The 20,326-nt window shown below is 63.5% G+C and carries 18 protein-coding genes and 1 tRNA gene; 4 read left to right on the top strand and 15 right to left on the bottom strand.

Annotated features, from left to right (window positions below; translation table 11 throughout):
- Positions 1-53 precede the first annotated feature (53 nt).
- The 5 genes from AWB76_RS03435 to queC form a co-directional block, all read right to left on the bottom strand.
- Positions 54-722 carry a tetratricopeptide repeat protein gene (locus AWB76_RS03435; protein WP_061158718.1) on the bottom strand — a complete coding sequence of 223 codons (669 nt, stop codon included), beginning with the start codon at positions 720-722 and terminating at the stop codon, positions 54-56.
- On the bottom strand, positions 719-1,501 hold the full coding sequence (locus AWB76_RS03430) for an HpcH/HpaI aldolase family protein (protein ID WP_061158717.1): 783 nt from the start codon (positions 1,499-1,501) through the stop codon (positions 719-721). The genes AWB76_RS03435 and AWB76_RS03430 overlap by 4 nt, the downstream gene beginning before the upstream one ends.
- A gap of 180 nt (positions 1,502-1,681) precedes the next feature.
- Positions 1,682-2,128: a 6-carboxytetrahydropterin synthase QueD gene (gene queD / locus AWB76_RS03425; RefSeq protein ID WP_061158716.1), complete on the bottom strand. Its 447-nt coding sequence runs from the start codon at positions 2,126-2,128 to the stop codon at positions 1,682-1,684.
- 5 nt (positions 2,129-2,133) lie between these two features.
- Positions 2,134-2,766, bottom strand: coding sequence for a 7-carboxy-7-deazaguanine synthase (gene queE / locus AWB76_RS03420; protein ID WP_061158715.1), 633 nt, complete (start codon positions 2,764-2,766; stop codon positions 2,134-2,136).
- A gap of 28 nt (positions 2,767-2,794) precedes the next feature.
- A complete protein-coding gene (gene queC / locus AWB76_RS03415; RefSeq protein WP_061158714.1) occupies positions 2,795-3,529 on the bottom strand; it encodes a 7-cyano-7-deazaguanine synthase QueC in 735 nt (244 codons plus the stop codon).
- Positions 3,530-4,335: 806 nt separating this feature from the next.
- On the opposite strand from queC, the gene AWB76_RS03410 reads away from it, so the two are divergent.
- A complete protein-coding gene (locus tag AWB76_RS03410; RefSeq protein ID WP_061158997.1) occupies positions 4,336-5,355 on the top strand; it encodes a hypothetical protein in 1,020 nt (339 codons plus the stop codon).
- A 115-nt stretch (positions 5,356-5,470) separates the two neighbouring features.
- Here the strand turns inward: AWB76_RS03410 and AWB76_RS03405 are convergent.
- The 9 genes from AWB76_RS03405 to def form a co-directional block, all read right to left on the bottom strand.
- Positions 5,471-5,546, bottom strand: a tRNA-Phe gene (locus tag AWB76_RS03405).
- Positions 5,547-5,639: 93 nt separating this feature from the next.
- Complete coding sequence (esaR, locus tag AWB76_RS03400) at positions 5,640-6,353, bottom strand: response regulator transcription factor EsaR (RefSeq protein WP_061158713.1); 714 nt, start codon at positions 6,351-6,353, stop codon at positions 5,640-5,642.
- Positions 6,354-8,783, bottom strand: a complete 2,430-nt coding sequence (locus AWB76_RS03395) for a sensor histidine kinase (RefSeq protein ID WP_061158712.1) — start codon at positions 8,781-8,783, stop codon at positions 6,354-6,356.
- Positions 8,784-8,805: 22 nt separating this feature from the next.
- On the bottom strand, positions 8,806-9,402 hold the full coding sequence (locus AWB76_RS03390) for a DUF4390 domain-containing protein (protein ID WP_061158711.1): 597 nt from the start codon (positions 9,400-9,402) through the stop codon (positions 8,806-8,808).
- A complete protein-coding gene (gene rsmB / locus AWB76_RS03385; RefSeq protein ID WP_061158710.1) occupies positions 9,399-10,817 on the bottom strand; it encodes a 16S rRNA (cytosine(967)-C(5))-methyltransferase RsmB in 1,419 nt (472 codons plus the stop codon). Before rsmB ends, AWB76_RS03390 begins: the two co-directional genes overlap by 4 nt.
- A 152-nt stretch (positions 10,818-10,969) precedes the next feature.
- Entirely contained in the window at positions 10,970-11,824 is an 855-nt protein-coding gene (htpX, locus tag AWB76_RS03380) for a zinc metalloprotease HtpX (protein WP_061158709.1), read from the bottom strand.
- A 142-nt stretch (positions 11,825-11,966) separates the two neighbouring features.
- Positions 11,967-12,614, bottom strand: a complete 648-nt coding sequence (locus AWB76_RS03375) for a LysE family translocator (RefSeq protein WP_061158708.1) — start codon at positions 12,612-12,614, stop codon at positions 11,967-11,969.
- A gap of 68 nt (positions 12,615-12,682) precedes the next feature.
- A complete protein-coding gene (gene fmt / locus AWB76_RS03370; protein ID WP_061158707.1) occupies positions 12,683-13,651 on the bottom strand; it encodes a methionyl-tRNA formyltransferase in 969 nt (322 codons plus the stop codon).
- A gap of 3 nt (positions 13,652-13,654) precedes the next feature.
- Positions 13,655-14,158, bottom strand: a complete 504-nt coding sequence (gene def / locus AWB76_RS03365) for a peptide deformylase (protein WP_008352192.1) — start codon at positions 14,156-14,158, stop codon at positions 13,655-13,657.
- 201 nt (positions 14,159-14,359) lie between these two features.
- Between def and dprA the strand changes: the two genes are divergently transcribed.
- The 3 genes from dprA (at position 14,360) to AWB76_RS03350 (ending at position 18,833) form a co-directional block, all read left to right on the top strand.
- Entirely contained in the window at positions 14,360-15,565 is a 1,206-nt protein-coding gene (gene dprA / locus AWB76_RS03360) for a DNA-processing protein DprA (protein ID WP_061158706.1), read from the top strand.
- Positions 15,566-15,639: 74 nt separating this feature from the next.
- Positions 15,640-16,017: a thioredoxin family protein gene (locus AWB76_RS03355; RefSeq protein ID WP_061158705.1), complete on the top strand. Its 378-nt coding sequence runs from the start codon at positions 15,640-15,642 to the stop codon at positions 16,015-16,017.
- A gap of 170 nt (positions 16,018-16,187) precedes the next feature.
- Positions 16,188-18,833 carry a DNA topoisomerase III gene (locus AWB76_RS03350; RefSeq protein WP_061158704.1) on the top strand — a complete coding sequence of 882 codons (2,646 nt, stop codon included), beginning with the start codon at positions 16,188-16,190 and terminating at the stop codon, positions 18,831-18,833.
- 79 nt (positions 18,834-18,912) lie between these two features.
- Here AWB76_RS03350 and gvmR read toward each other — a convergent pair whose 3' ends face one another.
- Positions 18,913-19,992 carry a transcriptional regulator GvmR gene (gene gvmR, locus AWB76_RS03345; protein WP_061158703.1) on the bottom strand — a complete coding sequence of 360 codons (1,080 nt, stop codon included), beginning with the start codon at positions 19,990-19,992 and terminating at the stop codon, positions 18,913-18,915.
- Between the last annotated feature and the right edge of the window lie 334 nt (positions 19,993-20,326).

The following is a 20,326-nucleotide window of genomic DNA, read 5'->3' as shown; positions in this document are numbered from 1 at the left end:
GTATGCATGAGCCGCGGCTTCGTCCGCGGCTTTTTTATTGCCGATGCCCGCCGTCACTGCGGCTTTTGCTGTTCCAGTTCGGTGCTCAGTTGCAGATACTTGAGCTTCGCCGCCGGATCGCCCTGAGCGGCCGCCGCCGCGTAATAGGCGCGCGCGACGTTCAGATTGCGCTCGACGCCATCGCCGCCGCGTTCATGGAACGAACCCGCGACGTATTGCGCCGTCATGTCGCCGCCTTCCGCCGCTTTCTTGTACCAGGTGAACGCCTGCGTGTTGTCGCGCGCGGTGCCGCGTCCATCGAGGAACTGGTTCGCAAGCGCGAGTTCGGCCTGAACGTGGCCCTGGTTCGCCGCGCGCAAAAACCAGCGATGTGCCTCCGCCGGGTCTTTCTCGACGAACTGCCCGTCGTCGTACATCTTGCCGTACACGTATTGCGCGTGAGTCATGTTGGCATCGGCGGCGCGGCGCAGCCATTTCTTGCCTTCCGGCACGTCGGCGGGTCCGCCCTCGCCGTTGAGCAGCATCATCGCGTAATTGAATTCGGCGAGGCGGCTGCCCTTCTGCGCCGCGCGCCGGAACTCCGAGCGCGCCGCGACGAGATTGCCCGCGTTGTAATCGGCGACGGCGTTTTGCGTCGCGATATCGGTCGGCTTCGGCGTGTTGTCCGCGCGGGCCGCCCCGGCGAGCGCCATCGCGATGATCGCAGCGACGACGGTCTTCATGATCTCGCCTCCTGCAACGCCTGACGCGTCGCCTTCAACAGCCACATCACATCCGCGCCGATCGCGACGAGCTTGATGCCCGCCTGCGCGTATTGCTTCGCGCTCGCGGCGTCGAGCGCGAAGATGCCGCTCGCGATGCCCGCGCGATTCGCCGCATCGACGATCTTGTTGATCGCCGCCTGCACGTCCGGATGCTTGCCGTCGCCGAGATGACCGAGGCTCGCCGCGAGATCCGCCGGGCCGATAAACAGACAATCGACGCCCGGCGTCGCGGCGATCTCATCGACGGCTTCGAGCGCCGCCACCGACTCGATCTGCACGATCGTCGCGATCTGCGCATTCGCGCTCGCCATGTAATCGCGCCGCATGCCGTAAGCCGCCGCGCGCACTACGCCCGCGACACCGCGCAAGCCGTGCAGCGCCGCTTCGGTCGGATATTGCGTGAGCCTCACGATGCGCGCCGCCTCTTCCGCCGATTGCACGTTCGGGAACATCAGCGTGCGTGCGCCCGCGTCGAGCGCGCGCTTGACGAGCCAGCCTTCGTTGGCCGGCACGCGCACGATCGGCTCGCTCGGCAGATGCGCGGCGGCGATCGCGCGCAATTGAGCGACGACGTCGGCGCTATCGTTCGGCGAGTGCTCCATGTCGATGCACAGCCAGTCGAAGCCCGCGTGCGCGAGCGCTTCGGCGGCATCGGCGCTGCCGAGCGACAGCCACAGACCGAACAACGTGCCCGGTTCCGAAAAGCGCTGCTTGAGGGGATTGGTGAAGGTGCTCATCGCGCGGCTCCTTCGAGGGTTTGAAGGATGACCGCGCGCGGCCGCAAAAAGGACGGAAGAAGGGACGGCATGCGTGCGCTCCGTGTCTCGCCGCCTCGGAGGATGGGCGACTCATCGGACGATCATACCGTGACAAAAGCGCGCGCGCCGGAGGGCTTCCGGCCGCACGCACGCGGAAAATCAGCCGCGCTCGACGTCGGCCCAGCAATTCGGCGTTTCGAAGAGACGCACGCGCTTGAGCTTCAGATTGATGCCGTAATGGGCGTCGTACACATCCGCGAGAATGTTGAACGCGACGGCCGCCAGGTTCTCGACCGTCGGAATGCGATCCAGCACGACGGTCTTGTGATCCGACAGCGTTTGCAGGAACTCGCGCACTTTGACATCGCCTTCATAGACGATGAACGCGTGATCCCATTTGTTGACGAGATGCTCCATCGCGAGCGCTTTCACGTCGGCGAAGTCCATCACCATGCCGCGGTCGGGCGCGCCTTCCACGTCGACGAGATCGCCTTGCAGCGTGATTTCGAGCACGTAGCGATGCCCGTGCAGATTGCGGCACTGGCTGCGGTGATCGGGAATGCGGTGGCCCGCATCGAATTCGAGTTTTCGGGTAATCGTCTGCACGGCGTTCAGGGGATGTTCAAGTATTTATGCGTCTGCATCGACAGACGCCACTTCGGATGCCGCTTGCACCAGTCGATCGCGAGCTTCGTGTTGATGTCGCGCGATGCGTTGTCCATCGGTTGCACGAGGAAGTAGTCGAAGTCGAGCTTCTCATATTCCGCGAGACGCTGGTTGTCTTGCGGCACCACCACCTTCAGCTCGTTGCCCTTCGTCACGACGAGCGGCGCATCGGCTTTCGGGCTCACGCAAATCCAGTCGATGCTCTCGAGCACCGGCAGCGAACCGTTCGTTTCGATCGCCATTTCGAAGCCGGCTTCATGCAGCGCATCGACGAAAGGCTGGTCAATCTGGAGCATCGGCTCGCCGCCGGTGCACACGACAAACTTGTGCGCCTCGCCTTCCGGCCACAGCGATGCGATCTTCGCGACGAGTTCCGAAGGCGTCTTGTACTTGCCGCCGTTCTCGCCATCGGTGCCGACGAAATCGGTATCGCAAAACTGGCAGACGGCGTCCGCGCGATCTTCCTCGCGTCCCGACCACAGATTGCAGCCTGCGAAACGGCAGAACACGGCCGGGCGCCCGGCATTGGCGCCTTCGCCCTGCAACGTGTAGAAAATTTCCTTCACCGAATACGTCATGACTGCTCTGTGAACCTTAAAAAAATAATCAAACCGGCGCGGTATCGACCTGCTCGCCCGCGCGATACGCCTCATAACCACGCTTGCGCAGTTTGCATGCCGGGCATTGGCCGCAGCCGAAGCCCCAGTCGTGCAATTCCGCACGCTCGCCGACGTAACACGTGTGCGTCTCGATGCGCACCAGTTCGACGAGCGCTTCGCCGCCGAGCGTTTCTGCGAGCCGCCACGTGTCGGCCTTGTCGAGCCACATCAGCGGAGTTTCAAGCGCATAGCGCGTTTCCATGCCGAGATTGAGCGCGACCTGCAGCGCTTTCATCGTGTCGTCGCGGCAATCCGGATAGCCGGAGAAGTCCGTCTCGCACATGCCGCCGACCAGCACCTTCAATCCGCGCCGATACGCCACCGCCGCAGCAATCGTCATGAACAGCAGATTGCGGCCCGGCACGAAGGTGTTCGGCAAGCCGTTCGCGGTCGCCTGAATCTCGATTTCGCGGGTCATCGCGGTATCGCTGATCGCGCCGAGCACCGACAGATCGATCATGTGATCTTCGCCGAGACGCTCCGCCCACTGCGGAAACTCGCGCACGATCGCGGCGCGAAAGCCGTCGCGGCATTCGAGTTCCACGCGATGGCGTTGTCCGTAGTCGAAACCGAGCGTCTCTACCGTCTTGTAACGTTCGAGCGCCCAGGCGAGGCAAGTGGCCGAGTCCTGGCCGCCGGAAAACAGCACGAGCGCGCTGTCTTTAGCGTCTATCCGAGTCACCGTGAAAACTCCGTACTCCGTGAATGTGATGGGCGTCGCACGCCGCACAGGCAGTCGGAGTGACCGGACTTCGCGACGAGCGGCGCGGGCAAGACTGCCCGCGAGTCCAGTATAGGCCGGCGGCCTTCGCCCGGACGCGCACGCCTTTTATGCCGCCGATAGCGGAATGTGGGACGGATGAACGAGCGCCGGGTGTTGTTTCCGGCGCGTCGCACGAGCGATTCGGAGCGTCGAAAAGAAAAGGACTTGCGGGTCCGAGGACGAGGCAAGTCCTTAATTCGGCGCGAATTTTATCACGGAGCACGCCTGTTCGCCGAGCTCGACGCGATGGCGGAGCTTGCCTGACGCCATATCAGTAATTACTTCCATCGTCAGAAGAAATATATCGGCAAATCCGTCGATTTTTCTCAACTCGGCAAAAGCGACGCCGTTATACATGTAACAAAACAGCGGCCATCAGTTACAAGTACGAGTAGTTTTTACCTCGCGCCGGATGGGTCGAGCCTTTCGCGATCGTGGCGACCGCGATCCCCGGTCGAACCACGACCGCAATCATTTCGCAGTTCGAATTTATCGACTGAAAACCCTCCCGCAGGGTTACGCGGGACCGCAGGTTCGTCTCCGATCCGCCCTTCTTCGCGGCGCTCCGGAAGCCGCACCGATTTCGCCGATGCACACCACCTCTATCAGTAGTGCCAACAATGAAAAATCACATTCAGACCAAATTTCGCGCTATCCGCGCTTCCGGGACCCGGCTTGCGCCCAAGACGAGCCTGATCGCCATTGCGGTCGCGGCCAGCCTCTTGATGGCGGCCTGCGGAGGCGGCGGGAACGACGCGCTCGACACCGCGTCGACCGCGGCGGCGGCAAGCCGTAAGACGGCGGCAGCGGCGTCGGTCCCGGCTACGAGCTCGATCTTCTATGGCGCGAACGGCCACAACAACGAAGGCGGCGCCTACGACATTTCCAGCCCGGCGTTGCAACTCTCGCAGTTGCAGGATCTCGGCGTGAAGCTGTATCGAAACGAGGTGTACAACCAGAGCTCCGCGAACAAGCTGGCAGGCATCGCCAAAACGATGGCGGCCGGCGGCGTGACGGTGTATCCGGTGATGCTGATGAGCATCGATTTCAACAGCGAGACCGACGCCTATAACGCCGGTTATCAGCTCGGCGCCTGGACGGCCACCGCCTACAAGTACCCGTACTACGAAGTGTCGAACGAACTGGACGCGATGACCATCTACAGCAACGTGGACGGCGTCTATCCGCAGCAGTTCGACAACACCAGGTTCCAGATTGCGCGCGGCGTGATTCGCGGCATGATCGCCGGCGTGAAGTCGGTCGATGCGAACGGCAAGATCGTCATGGGCGGCGGCACGTGGATGCACTACGGTCTGGATCAGATGCTCGCCAATGGCACGCAGCCGGACGGCACGACGGGACATCCCATCGTGAACTGGGACATCACGGCATGGCACTGGTACTCGGACATGGGCGACATCACGAACGCGTGCGGCGGCACGGGTTGCCACGACGTACTCGCGACCCTTCAGCAATTGGGCAAGCCGATCTGGATCAACGAATACGGCGTGCGTCCGTGGCTGGGCTCGGATCAGCAGATCGCGTCTTATCTGGTCGGCAACAAGATGATGGCGGAGTTCGTCGCGGTGGCGTCGAAGTACAACATTCAGGCGATCCAGACGTACCAGTTGTACGACGATCCCGCAGGCGGTGAAGGCGCGTACGGTCTCCTGAAGAACGACGGCAAAACGCAGAAGGCGTCGTACACCGCATTCAAGAATTTCGTCGCGGCAAACCCGAAGTAAGCATCGGTAGATGAAAAGAAAAAACGCGCAGTCCGCTGGTACGGGCTGCGCGTTTTTTTTCATCCGAAAAATGAAAAAGCCCGAGAGCGATCACACTCTCGGGCTTCTTGCATTCTGGTGGCCTGGGACGGAATCGAACCATCGACACGCGGATTTTCAATCCGCTGCTCTACCAACTGAGCTACCGGGCCAACGAAGAGGTGAAACTATAGCAGAGACTATCGCGCCCCTCAAGCCCCTTTGCGCATTTTTTAAAAATGTTCGCGAGCAGGCTCAAGGCAGGCTCAGATCTCGCTCTTGTTCTTCCCGAGATCGACGCCCAGTTGCTTCAGCTTGCGATACAGATGCGTGCGCTCCAGTCCCGTCTTTTCGGCGACGCGCGTCATGCTGCCGTTCTCGCGCGCGAGGTGATACTCGAAGTACGCGCGCTCGAATGCATCGCGTGCGTCGCGCAACGGGATATCGAACGAGATGGATGCAGTCTGCCCCGTCTGACCCTGCGTCGCGCCGCTCGCCGCTGCATCGGCCGATGTATTCAGCGCCGATGCCGTCGGCAACGCCGCCGCGACCGGCACGCCCGATGCGCTCACGCTCGACGCAGGCTTGGCCGCCGCTGCCGCGGGCGCCGCCGCCGTGCCGTGCGCGAGTCCCTGCTCGACGGCCTTCAACAGCTTCTGCAGCGCGATCGGCTTTTCGAGGAAGTTGAGCGCGCCGATCTTCGTCGCCTCGACAGCCGTGTCGATGGTCGCGTGCCCCGACATCATGATGACCGGCATCGTGAGCTTGCCCTGCGCGGCCCATTCCTTGAGCAGGGTCACGCCGTCGGTATCGGGCATCCAGATGTCGAGCAAAACGAGATCGGGCGTTTGCTGTAGACGGTAGTCGCGCGCGTGCTGCGCGTTCTCCGCCACGTCCACAACATGGCCTTCGTCGCTCAGGATCTCGGAGAGCAGTTCCCGGATCCCCATTTCATCGTCTACCACCAGGATGGTTGCCATTTACGCTGCCCTTGTCTGCACTGTTGCTTTTGTCGTTCCCTGATTCGCCGCCGCACCGGACCCCGGCGGCGTCGCGCCGGGCGCCGCGGGTTCGTCCGCGAGTTGTAGAAACAAAATCGATATCTGCGCGCCTTCGATCACATCCGCGGTCTTCGAGCGGTTGCGGATGTCGATGCGCGCGCCGTGCTCGTCGACGATCTTCTTCACGGTCGCAAGTCCCAGACCCGTGCCTTTCGCTTTCGTCGTGACGTAAGGCTCGAAAGCCCGCGAAAGGATACGCGCCGGAAAGCCCGAACCGTTATCCGACACTGTCAGGCGAACCGCGACACGCGCATGACCCGATGCATCGGGTTCGCCATATTCTACTGTCCTCGTTTCGAGCAGCACGCGCGGCTCCGCGACTTCCGCCACTGCGTCCTGCGCGTTCTGCAACAGGTTGTGGATGACCTGGCGAATCTGCGTCGCATCGCCGCGTATTACTGGCAGCTTCGCGAGGTCGATCTTGATCGGCGTCTTGCCGTCTTCGACGCCGTACAGCGTCAGCACTTCCGCGACGAGATCGTTCAGTTGCAGATTGCCGAGCACCGCGGGCGGCGTGCGCGCGTATTCGCGGAAGTCGTCGACCATCTGCTTCATCGCCTGCACCTGATTGACGATGGTCGTCGATGCCCGCTTGAGCACGTCCGCATCCGGCGGCGCGAGTTTATCGGCGAGCTTCATTTGCAGGCGTTCGGCGGAAAGCTGAATAGGCGTGAGCGGATTCTTGATCTCGTGCGCGAGCCGCCGCGCGACTTCGCCCCACGCGACCGAACGCTGCGCGGAGATCACGTCCGAGATGTCGTCGAACACGACGACGTAGCCGGTCGTTTCCGCGTCGTCGGTGTCGCTCTCGGTCACGCTCAGCAACTGCGTGCCGCGCACGAGCAGCGTGAGCGGCTCGCTTTCGCCCGGCACCGTGACCGCAACCTGCTGCTGCCAGTGACCGCGATCGCCAACCGGATGATCGCTGCCGACCGCGGCGGCATCGCGTTCGGCGAAGGCCTTCTTGACCATCGCGCCGAACTCGCTGAGGACATCGATCCGATCGAGCGGCTGATTGAGCAACGCGGCGAACGGCTGGCGAAAGATGCGCTCCGCGCCGCGATTCGCGGTGGACAGACGGAACTGCCGGTCGAACACGAACACGCCCGCCGTCAGGTTCGCGAGAATGCTCTCCAGATACGCCTTCGAGTGCTCCAGCGCAATGCGGTTGTTCTCCACCGCCGCGCGCGCCTCGGAAAGCTGGCGCGTCATGGCGTTGAAGGACTGCGTGAGAAAGCCGAGTTCATCGCGCGAATTGATCTCCCGTTTAGGCGTGTAGTCGCCTTCGGCCACTTCCTTCGTGCCTTGCGCGAGCAGGAACAGCGGCCGCGCGAGCTGATTGCCGAGCGCGAGCGCAAGCATCATCGCGATGAAGGTCGCGAGAAAGAGCGCGAGCGTCAGCGTGCCGATATACATCTTGCGCAACCCCGTGCGCCCGAGCCGCTTCTCCTGATACTCGCGATACGCGCGCTGCACGGCGTCGGCGTTGCGCGCGAGTTCCTGACTCACGGGCTGCTCGATCTGCAGGTAACGATCGACGTGCTGGAATTCCGTGGTCGTCGTCGGATCGGGGATTTTGGTGAGCACCCGTAATCGCAGCGCGCCCTTCGGCCCGTTCGACTTCGGATCGCCATCGATTTCGCCTTCTATCGCGCCGTACGGATGGTCCTGCGCCTCGCGCAGCATCGCGCTGGTCGGCTCGTTCGCCGGCAAAAGCGCGTAGTAATTGCCCGACGCCTGCGCGACCGTGCGCAAGCCCGACACGCGCTGCGAGCTGCCATTCGCCGACAGATCCTCGCGGTTGTACTGATCGCGCTGGCGCTCGAACACGACCGCGTCCTGCACGCCGTACTGATCGCGCAGGCGCAAGAGCGACAGCGTGAGACTCGACGGATCGGCGCTCGCGAGCTGATCGCTCATCTGCCGGCCGCGATTCTTGAAATCGGCGAGCGAGGTTTCGAGCATGCCGCGCCCGAGCGTCAGCCCGGACGTGAGCGCGGTTTCGACATTCACGTCGAACCACGACTCGATGCTGCGCGACACAAACTGATACGAAACCACGTAGATGATCGCGCCCGGCACGACGCCGACGAGCGCGAAGATGAACGCGAGCTTGGCGAGCAGCCGCGTGCCGAAGCGCCCTTGCCTCACCCTCGACACGATGATGATGAACAGGCTGATGACGATCAGCATGAAAACGATCGCCACCGCGACGTTCGCCGCGTAGAGCCAGCCGTAATAGCGGTCGAAGAACTCGGTGTTGGCGCTGGCGAGCGCGAGCATCACAAGCAGCAGAACCGCCGTGAGTGCAACCGTGGAGACCAGCAGGCGGACGACGAAACTCTTCATGTCCGTGCGGCCGCGTCGAAATCTATTTCGCACGTTCTGCCGCCGTAAAAGTAAAACGCTTCCAATCCGAGGAAAGGTTCCAGTCGCGATTGTTCACCGCGTCGATCTGGAACGGCTTGGGCATCAGTGCGATGTCGAGCTGCATGCGCACCGATGCGGTATAGGTTTCTCCGCCATGCACCTGGTTCCGGTCGATGACATGCCACGAGGTCACGTGCCTGATGACTGCGAGCGCTTCGTTCAGCGATGCGAAACGCAACTGCAGGCCGCCCGTCGAGACGCGATATTCGTTCGTGAGCGGCTGATAGGACAGGCGGATGCTCTGCGACACGTTGACCGGCTCTTCATCGAACCAGTACCAGCGCGGCCGTGAAAGATTGAAATCGATCGTGAAATAGAGCGGCACGCTGCGGTTGACGGCATCTTCGAGGCTGTTGTTCAGGTCGAAGTCGAAATGCGCGTCGAGGCTCCAGCCGGCATTGTCCGCTTGCAGCGACGCGCGCTGCACGGCGATCGTCTCGGCATACGCCGGAGCGGCGATCGCCAACGTCAGCCAGAGCGTCAGCGCAGTCCAGATGACGGCCGCGAGCCGAAGCGGAAAAAAGCGTTTGATCGTCACCGTTTCTGAAAGCGCGCGTAGAAGAATCCGTCGTGGTCCGCGAAAGTCTGCGCGTCCCGGTCCGGGTTCGCGAGATTTGTACTGTCCGGTGAATCTTGCGCCGCGCCCGCGCTTGCGCGCGCCGCTGTCGGCAACAATTGCCCCGGCGCGTCCAATCGTACCGCATCTTCATGTGCGGTTCCAAACCAGCGGGCCTGCTCTTCGCCCTCCTCGGGAAAGATGGAACATGTCACGTAAAGCAGTTCGCCGCCCTTCACGACGAGCGGCCACAGCGCACTCACGATGCGCCTTTGCTCGGCGACGAGCGCATCGATATCCGACGCGCGCCGCAGCCAGCGGATATCCGGATGACGCCGCACGATGCCCGACGCCGAGCACGGCACGTCCGCGAGAATGCGGTCGAAGGGCGCGCCGTCGAACCATCGGGCGGGATCGCCCGCGTCGCCTATTTTGATCTGCGCGTTGAGCTTCAGGCGCCGCAGATTCTGTCCGATGCGGCCCGAGCGTTCCGCGTCGCTTTCGAGCGCGATCAGCTCGACGTTCGCCAGTTCGAGAATGTGGCCGGTCTTGCCGCCCGGCGCGGCGCAGGCGTCGAGCACGCGCATGCCGTCTTTCACGTTCAGCAGTTGCGCGGCGAGTTGCGCGCCGGCGTCCTGCACCGAGACGACGCCTTCGTCGAAACCCGGAATGCGATCGACGGGCATCGGCGTTTTCAGGCGCACCGCGTGCAGGCCGGCCGCTTCGGCATCGATATGCGCGTCTTTGAGGCGCGCGAGATAGTCGTCGACGCTCGCGTGACGCGCGTTCACGCGCAGGGTGAGCGGACCTTGCGCGTTGCCCGCGTCGAGAATGCGCTCCCACGCGCCGGGCTGGCCGCGCTTCACGGCATCGATCCACCATTGCGGATAGTTCCAGCGCGCGACGGGAACCTTGCGCGCCTCGCCGATGAGCGTATCGCGCTCGCGCAGGAAGTTGCGCAGCACGGCGTTCACCAAGCCCTTCGCGAACGCAATTTCGCGACGCGCGGCGATCGCGCCCACCGCCTGATCGACGACGGTGAAGGGCGCGTAAGCGGCGTGCGCGTCGTCGTCGGTCAGCAGCGCGAACGCGCACACGAGCACGTTCGTCACGTGCGGCGGCGGCGCCTTTTTCACGAGCTTGTGCAGGAGGGCATCGGCGAGTGCGAGACGGCGCATCGTGCGATACGCGATGTCCTGCACCGCGCCGCGCGCCGTCGCCTGCTTCCCCGAACCGATGACCGTCTGCAACGCCGCCGGCAGCGCCGAACCCGCACGCACCGCGCCGACGGCCTGCGCCGCGCCGTCGAGCGCGAACGCGAGCGAATCGGGCGCGACGTGCAGCGCGCTCAGGCGGAAATGCGCGGCGGCGGGACGGCGGGAAGGCTTGTCGGTCATGAAGAAACGGGAATGGTCGGACAGCGAGCGATGCGCTTGCGTGAACGGGGATTGTAACGTGCGGGGATCGCGCGCCCCGGCGGGCGGCGGGTGGGCAAGAAAAAGGCCGTACCGGTTTCATCCGGAACGGCCTTCGCCACGAACTTGCCGGCTTAGACGCGGCCGGTGCGCGCCATCTCCATCAGCCGCGCGACGCGCTCTTCCGTTGCGGGGTGCGTCGAGAACAGATTCGCGATGCCGCCGCCCGAGAGCGGATTCATGATCATCATCTGCGCGGTCGCCGGATGCGCTTCCGCCGCCGGGAACGGCACGCCGGTCGCGTACGCGTGGATCTTCTCGAGCGCGCTCGCGAGCGCTTGCGGATCGCCGGAGATTTCCGCGCCGCCGCGATCGGCTTCGAACTCACGCGCGCGCGAAATCGCCATCTGGATCAGCGCACCCGCGATCGGCGCGAGGATCGCGACCAGAATGCTCGCGATCGGATTCGACGGGCGGCCTTCGTCGTCGCGTCCGCCGAAGAACATCGCGAAGTTGGCGAGCGCCGAGATCGCGCCGGCCATCGTCGCGGAGATCGTCGAGATCAGGATGTCGCGATGCTTCACGTGCGCCAGTTCGTGCGCCATCACGCCGCGCATTTCACGCTCCGACAGCACGCGCAAAATGCCCGTGGTCGCCGCGACCGCCGCGTGCTCCGGGTTGCGGCCCGTGGCGAACGCGTTCGGCGCGTCTTCGTTGATCAGATAGACGCGCGGCATCGGCAACTGAGCGCGCGTGGCGAGCTCACGCACCATGCGATAAAACTGCGGCGCGGTGGTCTCGTCGACTTCCTGCGCGTTGTACATGCGCAAGACCATCTTGTCCGAGAACCAGTACGAAAAGAAATTCATGCCGAGCGCGACGATCAGCGCGAGCATCATGCCCTTCGATCCGCCGATCATGCCGCCAATCACGACAAAGAGGGCCGTGATCGCAGCCATCAGCATCGCGGTTTTGACCCAGTTGAACATGTCCGGAGCTCCTCTCCCTAAATGCGGTGCGCGAAGTGCGCGGTGGTCCCGGCCGACATGACCGGAACGACGATTGTAAGCAAAATGTTAGATAGGGACATCCGTCAATAATTCAATCCGCGCCGACGCAATTTGACGCGATTCACCGATGCGTCGTCGCGAGCCTGATGCCCAAGCCGACAAACGCGCCGCCGACGCCGCGATCCAGCCACTTCTTCACGCCCGATTTGCCCGCGAAACGCTCGGTGACGCTGCCCGCGATCCACGCGACGAAGCTGTTCCAGACCGTGCTCATCGCGATGAAAACGATGCCGAGCGTGAGAACCGCGAGCGTCTTGTGCGGGCTGTCGGCGGCGACGAATTGCGGGAAGAACGACACGAAGAACAGCACGACCTTCGGGTTCAGCACGTTCGTGACGAAGCCTTGCGCGAAAAGCTGGCCGAGCGGCTTCGGTGCGGTTTTTTCCTGCGCCTGCTTTGCGCGGGCGGCGTCGGCGTCGTCGTGCTTCGCGAAAATGAGGCGCACGCCGAGATAAATCAGATAAATCGCGCCGGCGATCTTGATAACGGTGAACGCCGTCGCCGATGCCGCCAGAATCGCCGTCAACCCGAATGCGCACGCGAGCGTATGGACGATGCATCCTGCGGAAATCCCCAACGCCGACACGATGCCCGCCCCGCGCCCCTGCGCGACACTGCGTCCGACGATGTAAGCCGTATCGGGACCCGGCGTGACGTTGAGAAGAAAGACGGCGATGAGAAAGAAGGTGAAACCGGTAATGCCGAGCATCGGAGACTCCAGACAGACGGACGCGTTGACGGCCGTTTATTTTAGCGCCGCGTCTGGTCTCGCGTCCCTCACTGCAGCGTGAAACGCTGGCCCTTCGCGAGCGGCGCGCCCGCGAGAAATTCCCGTGCCGGCAGACGTTTGCCGCCCGGTTTTTGCAGTTGCGTGAGCCTGAGCGCGCCTTTCCCGCAAATCACGACGATGCCGTCCGACGAAACGTCGGCGATTGTGCCGGGCTCGCCCGAACCATCGACGGGTTGCGCCGCCCAGATCTTGATCGCGGCGTTATCCAGCGTGCCGAACGCGCCGGGGAACGGATCAAACGCGCGGATCTGGCGCGCGAGTTCCTGCGCCGGACGACGCCAGTCGAGCGCCGCTTCGTGCTTCGCGATCTTTTCGGCGTAGGTCGTGCCTTCGTCCGGCTGCGGTGTGGACGGCAATGCGCCGTCGCGTTCGAGATCGCGCAATCCCGCAACGATCAGTTCCGCGCCCATCTGCGCGAGCCGGTCGTGCAGCGTAGCGGTGGTGTCGTCGACGAGAATCGGCGTGCGCGCTTCGCGGATCATCGCGCCGGTGTCGAGGCCGGCGTCCATCTGCATCAGCGTGATGCCGGTTTCGGCGTCGCCCGCTTCGATCGCGCGATGGATCGGCGCGGCGCCGCGCCAGCGCGGCAACAGCGACGCGTGAATGTTGATGGCGCCGCGCGGCGGAATATCCAGCACTTCCTGCGGCAGGATCAGGCCGTAAGCGGCGACGACCATCACGTCGTGCGGCGTGGCCTTCAATAGATCGATGGCCTCTGCCGCTTCCTGCGGATACTTGCCGGCGCGCCGCAGCGAAGTGGGCTGCGCCACTGTCAGACCATGCTCGACGGCGAAGCGCTTCACCGGGCTTGCGGTCAGCTTCATGCCGCGTCCGGCGGGCCGGTCGGGCTGCGTCAGCACGAGCGGCACGGAAAAACCGGCCGCGTGAATGGCCGCGAGCGCGGCCGCAGCGAATTCCGGCGTACCGGCGAAAACCACGCGCAGCGATTGAGTCATCGGTTACAGCGCCTTTTCCAGCTTTTTCATCTTGCCGCGAATACGCGTCTGCTTCAGCGTCGACAGATATTCCACGAAAACGTGACCGGCCAGATGATCCATTTCGTGCTGGATGCACACGGCGAGCAGGCCGTCGCAATCCAGTTCGAAGGTTTCGCCCTTCTCGTTCAGCGCCTTCACGCGCACCTTGTCGGGACGCTCGACGAAATCGTAAATGCCCGGCACCGAGAGACAGCCCTCTTCCCATTCCTTCTTCTGCTCGCTCGTCCAGACCAGTTCCGGGTTGATGAAGACCATCAGCTGGTCGTGCGCGTCGGACACGTCGATCACGATCACGCGCTCATGCACGTCCACCTGCGTCGCGGCGAGGCCGACGCCGGGCGCGGCGTACATCGTTTCGGCCATGTCGGCGACGAGCTTGCGGATGCGGTCGTCGACCACGGCGACGGGCTTCGCCACCTTGTTGAGCCGCTTGTCCGGGTAGTTGAGTATCTTGAGCAGAGCCATGATTCGGATTGTCTACGCGCGCCGCGACGCGTGTAAATCGGCCATTCGGCCAGGTTGCGGGTAAAGGGGCGGCATGCCGAAGATATGCGGGTGAATCCAGTGGATTCAACGCCGCCGGCAAGCGGCCAATGGGCGTCGCAGCGGGCTTCGGGCCAAGCCTGAGCGACCTTTCTTTTTCAAATTCGGATCAAAAATCTTAACATGACGACCGCCGACCTGCCGACCGAGGAAGCCGCCTCCACACTCGATCCCGACGAACTGCGCGCCTGGCTGCGGCTCGCGCACGCGAAAGGGCTGCGGCCGCTCGCGCTGCGCACGCTGCTCGGCGCTTTCGGCGGCCCGCGCGAGGTGTTGTCTGAGAGCTTCGCGGCGCTCGCCGACACCGCCGACGCGCGTACAGCCGAAGCCGTGCTCGCGCCGCCGGGCGATATCGAAGGCGTGGGCTTCGACCACTATATTGATGCGGCGCTGGCGTGGGCGTCCGAACCGGGCAATCACATTCTGACGCTCGCCGACACCGCCTATCCGCAGGCGCTTCTCACGATGCCCGACCCGCCGCCGCTGCTCTACGCGAAAGGCCGGCTCGATTTGCTGCAGGCGCGCGCAGTCGCGATCGTCGGCAGCCGGCATGCAACGCCGCAAGGTCTGGAGGACGCGCGCCGCTTTGCCCGCGCGCTGTCGGATGCCGGACTCGCGGTCGTTTCAGGGCTTGCGCTCGGCATTGACGCGTCCGCGCATCGCGGCGCGCTGGAGGGCGCCACGGGCACAGTTTCGGTGATCGGCACGGGCGCCGATCTCGTGTATCCGGGCGCGCATCACACGCTCGCCCACGAAATCGCCCGCGACGGCGCGATGCTCTCGGAATGGCCGCTCGGCACGCCCGCGCGTTCCGCCAACTTTCCGCAGCGGAACCGGCTGATCGCGGGCTTGTCGGGCGGCGTGCTGATCGTCGAGGCCGCGATGCGCTCCGGTTCGCTCATCACCGCGCGGCTCGCCAACGAAATGGGGCGCGATGTCTTCGCGATGCCCGGGTCCATTCACGCGCCGCTTTCGCAGGGTTGTCATCGGCTGATCAAGCAGGGCGCGAAACTGGTCGAAACGCCGGAAGAAGTGCTCGAAGAGTTCGGCTTTTCTCCGGCGAACGCGCGCGCGGCGGTGGCGAAACGCGGCAGGCCGCGGCCGGTCAGCGCATCGTGGGCATCGGCGAAATTGCAGGATGTGCCGATGAACGAAGACGCCGAACGCGTGCTCGGCGCGCTCGGCCACGCGCCCGCGACGCTTGAAATCCTCGCTACGCGCACCCATCTGGACGGTGCGGCACTTCAGGGCGCGTTGCTGCAACTCGAACTGTCGGGCCGCGTGGCTGCGCTCGGTGGAGGCCGCTACACGGCGGTCGAGCGCTCGTAGGGCCGCGTCGTGCTACATTCGCGAAAAATGAGCCGTCCCCGCAGCCATTACCCATAAAGGATTTCGCACCCGTCATGCCCGCGTTGAATCTCGATACCGATGCCGATCGCATCGCGGAGCGCATTGCCGTGCCCGGCACGCTGTTCGTCGCCTGCCTGTGCGCGGAGTGGTGCGGAACCTGTCGCGAATATCGCGAAGGGTTCGACAAGCTCGCGGACGCGCATCCGGACGTCTGCTTCGCGTGGATCGATATCGAGAATCACGCCGATCGTTTCGACGACCTCGACGTCGAAAATTTTCCTACCATCCTGATCGAGGACTCGGTCACGACGCGATTTTTCGGCACGGTGCTGCCGCAGGCGTCCATCGTCGACCGGATGCTCACCGACCTGACCGCGCTGCCGGGCATGGTCGGTGCGCCGAAATTGCGCCCGGCGCTCGCTGCGGCCTGATTGCGACCCGCGCGAAACACACGTTTCGCGCCTCTCGCAACGCCCTTCGCGAGCCTGTTATCGAAACGCCCCGATTCGTGCTTCGACGCCCGCCGCACAAAGCGTGTGCTATAAAGCGGTCGTTAAAGCAGTCCAAACCGGGCCGCTGCCAGTTACCAAACTTTTGAGTCATGTCCAAAGCCCTGATCATCGCTGAGAAGCCCTCCGTCGCGAACGACATCGCGCGTGCGCTGGGCGGCTTCACCAAGCATGACGAGTACTACGAGAGCGACGATTACGTGCTCTCGTCCGCGGTCGGCCATCTGCTCGAGATCGCGGCGCCCGAAGAGTACGACGTCAAGCGCGGCAAATGGAGTTTCGCCAATCTGCCGGTCATTCCGCCGCATTTCGACCTGAATCCGATCGCCAAGAGCGAGTCGCGCCTCAAGGTGCTGACGAAGCTCCTGAAGCGAAAGGATATCGACCGCCTCATCAACGCATGCGACGCGGGGCGCGAGGGCGAGCTGATCTTCCGTCTGATCGCGCAGCACGCGAAGGCGAAGCAGCCGGTCCAGCGCCTGTGGTTGCAGTCGATGACGCCTGCCGCGATCCGCGAAGGCTTCGCGAACCTGCGCAGCGACGCCGACATGCAGCCGCTTGCGGACGCCGCGCGCTGCCGCTCGGAAGCCGACTGGCTCGTCGGCATCAACGGCACGCGTGCGATGACCGCGTTCAACAGCAAGGGCGGCGGCTTCTTCCTGACGACCGTCGGGCGCGTTCAGACGCCAACGTTGTCGATCGTCGTCGAACGTGAAGAGAAAATCCGCCGCTTCGTTCCGCGCGACTACTGGGAAGTGCGCGCCGAGTTCATCGCCGCGAAGGGCCTGTACGAGGGCCGCTGGTTCGATCCGAAGTTCAAGCGCGTCGAAAACGATCCTGAGCAGCGCGATTCGCGCCTGTGGAGTCTCGCGGCGGCGGAAACGGTGGTCGCGGCCTGCCGCGGCAAGACCGGCACCGTCACCGAGGAATCGAAGCCGTCGACGCAAATGTCGCCGCTGCTGTTCGACCTGACGAGCCTGCAGCGCGAAGCCAACAGCCGCTTCGGTTTTTCGGCGAAGAACACGCTCGGCCTGGCTCAGGCGCTGTACGAAAAGCACAAGGTCCTGACCTACCCGCGTACCGATTCGCGCGCGCTGCCCGAGGACTACCTGAACACGGTCAAAGACACGATGACCATGCTCAAGGAGAGCAACAACTATCTGCCGTACGCGAAGCAGGTGCTCGACAAGGGCTGGGTGAAGCCGAACAAGCGCATCTTCGACAACTCGAAGATCAGCGATCACTTCGCCATCATCCCGACGCTGCAGGCGCCCAAAGCGCTGTCCGAGCCCGAGCAGAAGCTGTATGACCTCGTCGTGAAGCGCTTCCTGTCGGTGTTCTTCCCGGCGGCCGAGTATCTCGTGACCACGCGCATCACCGAAGTCTCCGGGCATCACTTCAAGACGGAAGGCAAGGTGCTCGTCGAGCCGGGCTGGCTGCAGGTCTACGGCCGCGAAGCCGCGGGCGAGGAAGGCAATCTCGTGCCCGTGCAGAAGAACGAAAAGGTCGATGTCGAAAAGGTCGAGGCGCATGGTCTCGTGACCAAGCCGCCCGCGCGCTACAACGAAGCGTCCCTTCTCTCGGCGATGGAAGGCGCGGGCAAGCTCGTCGAAGACGAAGAGCTGCGCGACGCGATGGCCGCGAAGGGTCTCGGCACGCCGGCGACGCGCGCGGCGATCATCGAAGGTCTGCTCGGCGAGAAGTACATGGTGCGCGAAGGCCGCGAGCTAATTCCGACCGCGAAGGCGTTCCAGTTGATGACCTTGCTGCGCGGTCTGGGCGTCGAGGAACTCACCGCGCCGGAACTGACCGGCCAGTGGGAGCACAAGCTTTCGCAGATGGAGCGCGGCAACCTGCATCGCGATGCGTTCATGCAGGAAATCGCGCGCATGACGCAGACCATCGTCAAACGGGCGAAGGAATACGATTCCGACACGATCCCCGGCGATTACGCGACGCTCGAAACGCCGTGCCCGAATTGCGGCGCGCAGGTGAAGGAAAACTATCGCCGGTTTGCGTGCACGAAGTGCGAGTTCTCGATTTCGAAGATTCCGGGCGGACGTCAGTTCGAGATTCCCGAAGTCGAGGAATTGCTGCGCGAGAAAACCATTGGGCCGCTGTCGGGTTTCCGCAGCAAGATGGGCCGTCCGTTCTCGGCGATTCTCAAGCTCGCGCTCGACGACGAAATCAAGAACTACAAGCTCGAATTCGATTTCGGTCAGGACTCGGGCGGCGAAGACGGCGAACCGCCCGATTTCTCCGAGCAGACGCCCGTCGGCGCCTGTCCGAAATGCCAGTCGCGCGTGTTCGAGCACGGCATGAGCTACGTGTGCGAAAACTCGGTGTCGAATCCGAAGACCTGCGACTTCCGCTCGGGCAAGGTGATTCTCCAGCAGGAAATCACACGCGAGCAGATGGAAAAGCTGCTGGGCGCGGGCCGCACCGATCTGCTGACGAACTTCAAGTCGTCGCGTACCGGGCGCAACTTCAAGGCGTTCCTCGTGAAGCAGCCGGACGGCAAGATCGGCTTCGAGTTCGAGAAGAAGGAAGGCAAGCCTGCATCGAAGACGGCGGCGAAGCGCGGCGCGGCGGCGGAAGCTCAGACCGATGGCGGCGAGGACAGCGGCGACAGCGATATCGCCGTAGCCGCCAAGACCACGTCCGCGAAAACCGCGGCGAAGAAAGCGCCTGCGAAAAAGGCCGCAGCGAAGAAAACCGCGGCGAAAAAAGGGAGCTGATCGCCCTTTTCGCCCGCTGAAGAAAAAACCCCCGCGAAGCCATTCGCGGGGGTTTTTATTTGCGCCGGGCGCGAGCCTTTCAAAACGGCGATGCTGCCGGCACGCGCGCCCGCGTGCGAGACGGTTTCGACAGCTTTGGCGCGAGTTCGCCATCGATCGGGCGTGAGCGCGGCGCGGGCGTCGCCGCTTCATCGGCGTGCTCGTAGTGCGGATGCGCGACCGGCCTGCCGCGGCCATCGCGAATCCATTGCTCGCCGAGCTGATGATTCGGCGTCTGGCTGAAGTGCTCGACGAGGTGATCGATGAACGTGCGCACCTTCGCCGGCAAGTGTCGGCGGCTCGGATACGCGACGTTGATCTCGACCTGCGGCAACTGGTAATCGCCGAGCAGGCGCACGAGCTGGCCGCGCGTGGTGTCGTTGCCGATCAGATAGCTCGGCAGAATCGCGATGCCCATGCCGAGCAGCGCGAACTGCCGCAGCATTTCGGTGTTGTTCGCGATGATCACGTTCTGCGGACGCACGCGCACTTCGCCTTCCGGACCGGTGAACACGCGCTCGTCGCCCCAGTATTCGGACGGCAGGCTCAGGCACGGATGCTTGAGCAGATGCTCGGGCCGCGTCGGCGTGCCGTGCGTTTCGAGATATGCGGGCGTCGCGCAGACCGTCATGCAACCCGTCGTCAGGCGCCGCGTGACGACGCTCGCGCTCTTCACCTGCCGTGCGATCACGATGCCGACATCGAAACCTTCCTCGACCAGATCGACCTGACGATCCACCAGCGTCACGTCCGGCACGACTTTCGGATAGCGCTGCGCATACGTCTGCAACACGGGCGCGAGATTATGCAGACCAAACACGACGGGCGCGACGATCCTGAGCGAACCGAGCGGTTCGTGATTGCGCGCCACCACCATTTGTTCGACGTCTTCCAGTTCGTCGAGAATCTGCCGCGCCCGCTCCAGATACACCTGGCCGGACTCGGTGAGCGAGAGGCTGCGCGTCGTGCGGTTGAGCAGGCGCGTGCCGAGGCGGCCTTCCAGGTCCGCCACATGGCGCGTAGCTACCGCGTTGGAGATGTCCATCGCGCTGGCGGCCCGGGCAAAACTGCCGAGATCCGCAACGCGGACGAACACTCTCATCGACTGCAAATGATCCATAAGACAACTCCTGCCGCTAGACGGCTCGAATTCTGCTGCAAAGCAATTCAGGATTATCCTAGGACCGGCACTTTTGTGCAGAAGTTGCCTGGAAGCGCGAAAAAGTCGAAAAAAATCTGACTGTTAGCCGCGTTACGCGGGTGAAAGATCACCGATTGTTGCGAACTTCACAACACTCGAATCAGCTCATTCTGATGGATGAAATTTCGAAAATACTTGCCGCATCAATTTCAGCGGTGTAGACGAAAAGAAATCGGACCCGCCGCAGCGAGTCCGATATTTGGGGATTGATTCAGTTTTTGAGACGAATGCGGCGCATCGTCACGCCGATCGA

The sequence above is a fragment of the Caballeronia temeraria genome, assembly GCF_001544795.2.
Lineage (GTDB): Bacteria > Pseudomonadota > Gammaproteobacteria > Burkholderiales > Burkholderiaceae > Caballeronia > Caballeronia temeraria.
Note: the sequence above shows the minus strand (reverse complement) of the source record. Positions and strands in the feature narration are given on the sequence as shown.